Annotated in this window: 6 protein-coding genes; 3 read left to right on the forward strand and 3 right to left on the reverse strand. The window is 69.1% G+C overall.

Annotation, left to right across the window (positions count from 1 at the left end; genetic code table 11):
• The first annotated feature begins 244 nt into the window (after positions 1-244).
• On the forward strand, positions 245-937 hold the full coding sequence (locus ACFVWD_RS57565; RefSeq protein ID WP_389607118.1) for a hypothetical protein: 693 nt from the start codon (positions 245-247) through the stop codon (positions 935-937).
• A 47-nt stretch (positions 938-984) separates the two neighbouring features.
• On the opposite strand, the gene ACFVWD_RS57570 is transcribed toward ACFVWD_RS57565, so the two are convergent.
• A complete protein-coding gene (locus ACFVWD_RS57570) occupies positions 985-1,920 on the reverse strand; it encodes a phosphotransferase family protein (protein ID WP_389607119.1) in 936 nt (311 codons plus the stop codon).
• Between the two features lie 163 nt (positions 1,921-2,083).
• Between ACFVWD_RS57570 and ACFVWD_RS57575 the strand changes: the two genes are divergently transcribed.
• Positions 2,084-3,023 (forward strand): IS5 family transposase gene (locus tag ACFVWD_RS57575; protein ID WP_389607124.1). Its coding sequence is split into 2 segments (ribosomal slippage): positions 2,084-2,400 and positions 2,399-3,023, totalling 942 coding nucleotides; the frame shifts between segments, so codons are not numbered across the junction.
• Between the two features lie 14 nt (positions 3,024-3,037).
• On the opposite strand, the gene ACFVWD_RS57580 is transcribed toward ACFVWD_RS57575, so the two are convergent.
• On the reverse strand, positions 3,038-3,331 hold the full coding sequence (locus ACFVWD_RS57580; protein WP_389607120.1) for a YciI family protein: 294 nt from the start codon (positions 3,329-3,331) through the stop codon (positions 3,038-3,040).
• 161 nt (positions 3,332-3,492) lie between these two features.
• Complete coding sequence (locus ACFVWD_RS57585; RefSeq protein ID WP_389607121.1) at positions 3,493-3,654, reverse strand: hypothetical protein; 162 nt, start codon at positions 3,652-3,654, stop codon at positions 3,493-3,495.
• A 113-nt stretch (positions 3,655-3,767) separates the two neighbouring features.
• Here ACFVWD_RS57585 and ACFVWD_RS57590 point away from each other — a divergent pair, with 113 nt between their 5' ends.
• Positions 3,768-3,995, forward strand: coding sequence for a hypothetical protein (locus ACFVWD_RS57590; protein ID WP_389607122.1), 228 nt, complete (start codon positions 3,768-3,770; stop codon positions 3,993-3,995).
• Positions 3,996-4,420: the final 425 nt, after the last annotated feature.

Genomic DNA, 4,420 nt, shown 5'->3' on the forward strand with positions numbered 1-4,420 from the left:
CCACGACAACACACACAGCCAGCCTGGCACCGTCAACCAGTCGACGCCACAGGCAAGTTGAAGTGATCACCGGCTACGAAAATCTTGGAAGAGCCGCTCGCTTTACAGACCCCGCAGGCAGCAGGCGCGATACGCCAGCATGCTGACCTGCCGTGATCGGGGTCATGGTCGGGGTTATCCCCCGCCGTAGTTGGGCCCACGGTGTGCCTACTCGGCGGTGCGGTCGGGGACAGGGAGGTCGGGGATGTACGGGCTCGAACCGGTGGTCGTCCGGCTGGCGTCGATGGTGGCCCAGACGGTCGCGAAGTCGATGCTAACGCCGAAGCCAGGGGCTGGTTTAGTAGCGGATCCGCTGCGACCGCTGCCGAAGCCGGCGGGGCCGGAGAAGCTGGCACGGGCCCTCGCGGACCGCATCGCGGCCGCGTACGCTTCGGGGCCGGAGCACGAGAGGCTGGCGGCGGTGGCGGCCGTCCAGGACACGTTCGCCACGGCGGGCCCGCTTGATGCGAAACGGTTGTTCGCCGCGGACCTCGAACCTGTGCGCCTGGCCGACGAACTGCGGCGCCCCGCGGCGGACCTGGGGGAACGCGCCCGCGACCTGTACGGGGAACTGCTTCGGCTGTGTTGTGCGCACTTGGTGGAGCAGCTCACGGCCCATCCGACGTTCACGGCGCGGGCAGCGGTGGAGCACACGCAGCGGACCGGGGCCCTGTTACGGGAACGGGCCGTTCTGGGACCGGTCGGGGACGCCGCCGCGCTCGTCTTCGAGCAGCGGTATGCCGACTTCGTCGCCGGCACGCATTCCCGGTTGGAATTGTTCGGGGTCACCCTGGGCGGCCGGGGCGTGCGGAATGGCCGCTGGACACGCCGCATATCAGCCTCGCGGTGGACGACGAGCTTGCCTGTGAGCCACACCGCGAGACGCTCGCTGCACTGACACGGGGGCGGACCAGCCACTGACACGAGAGCGGGACATCTGCTGTTTCAGCCGAGGCGGCGACTGAGGAGGGCAAGGCCGGCTGCCGCTGCGCGGTGCTGGTAGGTGCGCAAGCCGGGGGCGCCGGGAGGTGCGGGCTTACGGGCGTTGCGGTGCCAGTGGCCGGTGAGTGCGGCAAGGAACGCGGTAGTGGTATCGGGGTTTCTGGCGGTGTCGGGGTGCTCGTGGAGCAGTCGGGAGATGTCTGCGGGCGTGTGTCCGGCGAGGATGAGTTGCGGCGCGAGGGAGGCGGCGTCGAGACAGGCCGGGCCGGTGGTGGCGTGTGCCCAGTCCACGAAGGTCACGCCAAGGTGGTGGTCGCGGACCATGTTGTCGGCCCGCAGGTCGCCGTGAACGATCCGGTCGCCGCGGGCAAGAACGGGCCAGGCCGCTTCCAGTTCGGCGAGCTGCGGCAGGCGGTCACGGGCGGCGGGGGCGAGGTCGGCCGGCGGGTCTGAGAGCAGTTCGTCCCAGCCGTGCAGGGACGCCGCCGTGGAGGGCGCGGTGCTCACCGCCGCGGCGTACGGCCCCGGGGCGGGACTGGAGGTGAGATTGTCCAGGAGAGCCCAGGTCTGCCCGGCGTCGGCGGAGGCCGGGGACAGGTCGGGATGCGGGCCGTCCAGGTGGGCCATGACGACAGCGGTCCAGCCGGCCGCGCGGTGGATGCCCAGCAACTCCGGGGCCGGGGCACCAGGCGGCAGCGCGTCCAGGACGGCGGCCTCGTGGACGTTGGCGGCGGTCAGCGGGTCGTCGTCGGGGGCCGCCTTGACGAAGACCCGTCGGCCGCCGGCCAGACGGAGCGCGGCGGCGAGCTGGTGGCCGAAGCCGCCTGCGGGAGTGACCGCGTCGGTGACGGCCGTGCCCAGGGCGTCTTCGAGGCGGGCGCGCAGCGGCGGGGGGACGTCGGTCCATTGCAGACGGCCGCTGGTGGGCGGTACAGGCATCGGGGCAGCTCTCAGAGGTCCGGAAAAACGGTGGCGGGGTGATGGGGTGCGCGCCGAGCCGGACCCAGAGTCGGGGCTGAGGAACGGGGTCCTCAGTGCTCCAGCTCGACTCCGAGCGCTAAGGCGTGTCTCTTCGATCAGTTAGCTCGTTGTTCTGGCCATGATGAGTCGGGGGGATCTGGCGGACGATGAGTGGGCTGTGCTGGAGCCTCTGCTGCCGGTCAGCAACAACCGGTGGGGCCGGTGGCGGGATCACCGGCAGGTGATCAACGGGATCATTCACCGGCTGAGCACGGGCGTACAGTGGCGTGAGCTGCCCGAACGCTTCGGCCCGTGGAAGACCGTCCACAAACGGCACGCGCTGTGGTCGGCCGACGGAACCTGGGAGATGCTCCTGCGGCACGTCCAGGCCGCCGCCGACGCCGAGGGCGACATCGACTGGAACATCAACATCGATTCCACGGTCGCCCGTGCTCATATCAGCACGCAGCGGGCGCGCCCAAGGATCCACCGGCGTTGCTGCCGGACTCTTCAAAAGGGGCTCCGCGAAGATCGGTTCAGCATCTGTCGGCAGTGGTGAGCCTGCGCGACCTGCTGGAGGAGGCGGTGCGGCAGGCGAAGCACTCGGCCGTTCCCGCGGCGGCCTGACCTGCAAAATTCACATTGCCGCGGAAGGCCGCTGCCGCCCACTGGCTTTGCTCGTCACGCCAGGCCAGCGGGCGGACTGCACCCAGTTCGAGCCGGTCATGGACAAGATCCGCGTTCCCCGCCGGGGACCCGGCCGTCCTCGTCGCAAGCCGGACAGTGTGAGTGCCGACAAGGCATACAGCAACCGTAAGATCCGCGCCTACCTCCGCAAGCGAGGCATCCGGCATGTGATCCCGGAGAAGAAGGACCACAAGGCCGCACGTCTGCGCCGGGGGTCACGCGGCGGACGGCCCCCGGGCTTCGACAAGGCCCGGTACAAGGAGCGCAACACGGTGGAGCGGGCCATCGGGAAGTTGAAGCAGTTCAGAGCCGTCGCCACCCGCTACGACAAGCGCGGATACGTCTACCTCGGCACCGTGACCGCAGCCGCACTCCTCATCTGGCTCCGCTCATAGCCCGGAGAATTTGCTCACTCCTGGGACTTGAGGTCCTCCAAACCGGCCGCGACCAGCAGCGGGGTGAACTCCACAACGCTGTGCGTGGCGACACCGTTGAGGACATACGGATCGGTGGCGAGAAGGCGGTCAAGTTCTTCGGTGGGCATCCGGGGGGCGAGGTAGACACCACCGACCAGAGGCACCTGGCGCCCGGCCACCAGAAGCAATTGCCGGGATATGAGCTGGTTCAGCCAGTCGCCGTGGGCCGGTCTCCATCGGTCCACTTCATCCAGCGGTGCCGTGTAGGTCACTGTGACAACGAACATGCCCGGACCGTAGCGGAACATCAAGCACTGCCGCGATCACATTCCATGATCCGGGAGACAGGCCCTAGTCGCCGCATCACGCGCATGTACCTGTGTCCTCTGGGTGCAGAAGGCAAAGGGGCGCCCGTAGGGGCGCCCCCCACTGTAGTGGGGCTGTGGAGTCACACGCTGTCGATTGGGAGCAGGTGGCGCAGGAGGGACGGCCCGATGCCGGCGGACTCGGGCAGGAGGTGAACGGGTCCGGCCACGCGGAGAACGGCGGGCGCGTGCCAGCCCCAGACCGCTCCGAGCGCGAGGACCCCCGCGCTGCGGGCCGCGGTCATGTCGGTGGGACTGTCCCCGACGAACACCGCAGGCCGCACGCAAGCAGTGGCCGGACGCCGTCGGCACCCAGTAGGCCCTGTACACCCTCACCGGCAAGAGCCACCCCCGCGGCATGGCCATCAAGGTGTTCCGCAGCAGCGGCAAGGCGATCGATGCCGGACGCACCGCCGTGGACGATGGCGCCCTCGCCGACGACGGCGCCATCGCCGCCGTGGTCATCGGCTCCGACCACCAGGCCGTGTGGGCCTGCTCCTTCAACGACGGCACCTGGGCGCCGGAAGAGATCACCCTGCCCGAGGACCTGCTGACCGTGCCCGCCACCGGCGAGGCCGGGCAATGACGTCCTCGTCAGCTGATACTCCCTCGGTTTGCGCAATCAGCACTGGCCGGGGAGGTGGAACCGCCCCCACCGGAGAGCATCGCCGCGAGCCCTGCGCGTGGTCGGCAAACATGCCGCCCACCACTCGCAAGGAGTACGGCCACCCGCTTCATCAGGGTTCGGGCCCCAGAGGTTCCTGTCATCCGGTTCAGAGACAGCCGTGATTATCCATGGCTCGGGGTGGTCCATACAGATCAGATGGGGTGCTCCGGCTTCAGGCAAGTTGGGCACGTAGGACGTCGGAAGTGTTTCGACCGAAACACTTCCGGGACTTCCGTTCGAGGCGCGGTGGCACGTCTACGAAGTGGTTCGGCCGAACCACGTCCTGGATGCCCCGCTCGACGGCGACGGGCCGGAGCCTGTGTCGAATCAGTACCGCTGCCGGG

Origin of the sequence: Streptomyces sp. NPDC058086 (assembly GCF_042885015.1) — a bacterium.
In the GTDB taxonomy this organism is placed as follows: Bacteria; Actinomycetota; Actinomycetes; order Streptomycetales; family Streptomycetaceae; genus Streptomyces.

Bases quoted from the DNA above. Each gene is read 5' to 3' on its own strand.
- ACFVWD_RS57565 (WP_389607118.1), top strand. From the start codon at position 245: ATGTACGGGCTCGAACCGGTGGTCGTCCGGCTGGCGTCGATGGTGGCC.
- ACFVWD_RS57585 (WP_389607121.1), bottom strand. From the start codon at position 3,654: ATGACCGCGGCCCGCAGCGCGGGGGTCCTCGCGCTCGGAGCGGTCTGG.
- ACFVWD_RS57580 (WP_389607120.1), bottom strand. From the start codon at position 3,331: ATGTTCGTTGTCACAGTGACCTACACGGCACCGCTGGATGAAGTGGAC.
- ACFVWD_RS57590 (WP_389607122.1), top strand. From the start codon at position 3,768: ATGGCCATCAAGGTGTTCCGCAGCAGCGGCAAGGCGATCGATGCCGGA.
- ACFVWD_RS57570 (WP_389607119.1), bottom strand. From the start codon at position 1,920: ATGCCTGTACCGCCCACCAGCGGCCGTCTGCAATGGACCGACGTCCCC.